General features: G+C 45.2%; 1 protein-coding gene. It reads right to left on the bottom strand.

From position 1 onward, the window contains the following. Positions 1–573, bottom strand: a 573-nt coding sequence (locus KIV40_RS26020; protein WP_285352083.1) for an amidohydrolase family protein, incomplete at its 3' end; no start/stop codon positions are given. Between the last annotated feature and the right edge of the window lie 213 nt (positions 574–786).

Here is a 786-nt window from a genome sequence, read left to right on the forward strand (position 1 = left end):
TCCTTTTGCGTAGTCAATGCCTCCATAAGGTTCTTTCGCATCAACCACCGGGAATTTAATCACTGTTTCACCCAAAACAGCTCGTAGACCTACCTCTTTGGTTGCCCTTGCCATTTCATACATGTGGTAATACATGTCGGCATAGGTTGTGACACCACTTTGCGCTAATTCGATGCTGCCGAGTTTAGTGGCATTGTAGATGAGCTCACGACTTAGCTTTTCCGCTTCGAGAGGAAAGAAGTAGGCAATCCCCTCTTCTCCCAATCCGCGAAATGCAATCATAGGAAGATGGTTGTGAGCATTGACCATACCAGGCATGACGATACCATCTTGAGCATCGATTACTTTCTCCGCACGATACTGGGTCAATAGCTCCTCACTACCAACCGCGATGATCTGGTCGTCTTTCACCACGACAACTCCATCGTCAATCACGTCCTTAGTCGCGCTAATCGTCAAGACTTGGCCATTGGTAATCATTAAGTCTGCGTTGTAATCGTTCGTCGCTATAGTCGAACCACAGCCAGTTAAAAGAACGGCGCTAATTGTGTAAGCCAAGCTTTTGAGAGTCATGCGTGTACCTTTGAGTTGTGCGTTCATTTATCGGGAGTAGATGCTTCCTTAATAAAGTCAAAGTAGCTTGCCCGTGAGATTTTGCTACTTTCACTTTTGATAGCAAAGACAACCTTGCCACTAAATAAAACGACATACTAAAGCGAGTCGAGCCGATACTGAAATCCGTTATTGCACACAAAGTCACAATTATGGAAATACGAGGCGCAATCA

It is taken from the genome of Vibrio sp. D173a (assembly GCF_030248475.1).